This is a genomic window from Streptomyces viridosporus (assembly GCF_002078235.1).
Lineage (GTDB): Bacteria > Actinomycetota > Actinomycetes > Streptomycetales > Streptomycetaceae > Streptomyces > Streptomyces viridosporus.
Window position 1 is genome coordinate 1 of sequence record NZ_MSGP01000236.1, and the last position, 2,697, is coordinate 2,697.

At 73.3% G+C, this 2,697-nt stretch carries 3 protein-coding genes; all 3 read left to right on the plus strand.

The features are described 5' to 3' along the window. Positions 1-517 (plus strand): KdsC family phosphatase (locus tag B7L92_RS17545; RefSeq protein ID WP_143626340.1); only part of this gene is annotated, 517 nt, incomplete at its 5' end. A gap of 13 nt (positions 518-530) precedes the next feature. Beyond that, positions 531-1,466 carry an N-acetylneuraminate synthase family protein gene (locus B7L92_RS17550; RefSeq protein WP_081238540.1) on the plus strand — a complete coding sequence of 312 codons (936 nt, stop codon included), beginning with the start codon at positions 531-533 and terminating at the stop codon, positions 1,464-1,466. Between the two features lie 47 nt (positions 1,467-1,513). Then, entirely contained in the window at positions 1,514-2,578 is a 1,065-nt protein-coding gene (locus B7L92_RS17555; protein ID WP_081238541.1) for a hypothetical protein, read from the plus strand. Positions 2,579-2,697: the final 119 nt, after the last annotated feature.

A 2,697-nucleotide genomic window follows, 5' to 3' on the forward strand; every position in this document is an offset into this window, starting at 1 on the left:
CCTCGCTGCCGATCCTCCCGCCCGCCTCCCCGCGGCCGACGACATCGACGCGGTCGTCCTCGACTTCGACGGCACCCAGACCGACGACCGGGTGCTGATCGACTCCACCGGACAGGAGTTCGTCGCCGTGCACCGCGGCGACGGCCTCGGCATCGCCGCCCTGCGCAGGAGCGGTCTGAAGCTGCTGATCCTGTCCACGGAGCAGAACCCGGTCGTCGCCGCCCGCGCACGCAAGCTGAAGCTCCCCGTGCTGCACGGCGTCGACCGCAAGGACCTCGCCCTCAAGCAGTGGTGCGAGGAACAGGGCATCGCGCCGGAGCGCGTGCTCTACGTCGGCAACGACGTCAACGACCTCCCGTGCTTCGCCCTCGTCGGCTGGCCCGTGGCGGTCGCGAGCGCCCACGACGTCGTACGCGGCGCCGCACGCGCGGTCACCGCCCTCCCCGGCGGCGACGGCGCGATCCGGGAGATCGCCGGCTGGATCCTCGGTCCCTCTCTCGATTCCCTCCCCAAGTAAGGAACCCCCTGTCATGAGCAACTCCCGCATCCGCACCCTCGGTCCCCGCGAGGCCGGCCCCGGCCGCCCCGTCTACGTGACCGGCGAGATCGGCATCAACCACAACGGCGACATCGAGAACGCCTTCAAGCTGATCGACGCCGCCGCCGAGGCCGGCTGCGACGCGGTCAAGTTCCAGAAGCGCACGCCCGAGATCTGCACCCCGCGCGACCAGTGGGACATCGAGCGCGACACCCCCTGGGGCCGGATGACGTACATCGACTACCGCCACCGCGTGGAGTTCGGCGAGGAGGAGTACCGCCAGATCGACGCCTACTGCAAGAAGAAGGGCATCGACTGGTTCGCCTCCCCGTGGGACACCGAGGCCGTCGCCTTCCTGGAGAAGTTCGACGTCCCGGCCCACAAGGTCGCCTCCGCCTCGCTCACCGACGACGAGCTGCTGCGCGCCCTGCGCGCCACCGGCCGCACGGTCATCCTCTCCACCGGCATGTCCACCCCGAAGCAGATCCGCCACGCGGTCGAGGTCCTGGGCAGCGAGAACATCCTGCTCTGCCACGCCACCTCCACCTACCCGGCGAAGGCCGAGGAGCTGAACCTGCGGGTCATCCACACCCTCCAGCAGGAGTACCCGAACGTCCCGATCGGCTACTCCGGCCACGAGACCGGCCTGCAGACCACCCTGGCCGCCGTCGCCCTCGGCGCCGTCTTCGTCGAGCGCCACATCACCCTGGACCGCGCCATGTGGGGCTCCGACCAGGCCGCCTCCGTCGAGCCGCAGGGCCTGACGCGCCTCGTCCGCGACATCCGCACCATCGAGGCGTCCCTCGGCGACGGCGTGAAGAAGGTCTACGAGTCCGAGCTGGGCCCGATGAAGAAGCTGCGCCGCGTCCCCGGTGCGGTCGCCGAGGCGGAGATCGCGGCGGCGGCGGGCGAACCGCTGACGGTCTGAGCACACCGAATCCTCCACTCCCCTCAAGACGGGAACGGCGTACGTCGATGAGCCCCCGTGCCGGGAAGGCCGGCCCCCACACCCTCGCCTTCGTCGAGAGTCCGGTACAGCTGCTGAACGTGCTGGAGTGGGCGCACGCGCACGCTCCCGGCGCGGGGCTCGCCCTCGTGGTGCTGTCCCCCGTCGACCCGATGACGCGCGGCCAGTTGCGCCGCATGTCCGAACTGGCCCGCGAGGAGGGCCACGAGGTCCGCTGGGAGGAGGCCCGGGGCGGCCCGGCCGCGCCGCTGCAGACGATCGGCGGCCTGGCCGGCCCGCTCCGCCGGGCCTCCCGGATCGTCCTCGGCGACCCCTTCTCGCGGTACGTCCAGCTCCTGCTGACGATCACCCGGGCCCGTGACCTCGTCGTCGTCGACGACGGCACGGCGACCATGGAGTTCGTCGGCCAGCTGGCCCGGGGCGAACGCCTGGTCCGCTGGCACCGCAAGGGCGGCCGCCCCGGCCCCCGCGACCTGCTCCTCGCCCCGGTGTCGGCCGTCGCCCGGCACCGGCTCACCCCGGGCGAGCAGCGCCGGGTGGAGGTCTTCTCCTCGATGCCGATGGAGGACACCCCGCCCGGCGTCACGCTCACCGCCCACACCTTCGCCTGGACCCGGGACCGCTTCGGACCGCCCCGCATCACCCGGGGCGCCGACCTGGTGGGCACGTCCCTGGTGGAGACCGGTGTGGTGGACGCCGACGCCTACCTGGAGGCCGTCCGGTCCCTGGCCGGGACCCACGGGGCCACCCGCTACTTCGCCCACCGCCGCGAGAGCACGGAGAAACTCCACCGGCTGGCGGTCGGGACGGGCCTGGAGATCGTCCGCCCCGAACTCCCCCTGGAACTGATCGCCCGCCGCGGCCCCATAGGCCGCACCGTCGTCAGCTTCCCGTCCACGGTCGTCCACACCCTCCCGCTCGCCCTGGCCGGCACGGGGGTCACCGTCGCGGTCTGCGACATCGACCCCGCCTGGCTGACCCGGAACGCCTCCCCCCGGGCCCGGGGCTTCCTGGCGAACGTCACGGACACGGCGCGGGACGCCCACCACCTGCCGGCGGTGCCGGCGGTCTGACCGCGCGGCCCCGGGCATCGCGGGCCCCGGGCGTCGCGGGCCCCGGGCGTCGCGTGGCCCGGACGTCGCGGGGTTCGCGGGCATCGCGCGGCGTCGCCGACACGCGCCCTCGGACACGC

Bases quoted from the DNA above. Each gene is read 5' to 3' on its own strand.
- B7L92_RS17555 (WP_081238541.1), top strand. From the start codon at position 1,514: ATGAGCCCCCGTGCCGGGAAGGCCGGCCCCCACACCCTCGCCTTCGTC.
- B7L92_RS17550 (WP_081238540.1), top strand. From the start codon at position 531: ATGAGCAACTCCCGCATCCGCACCCTCGGTCCCCGCGAGGCCGGCCCC.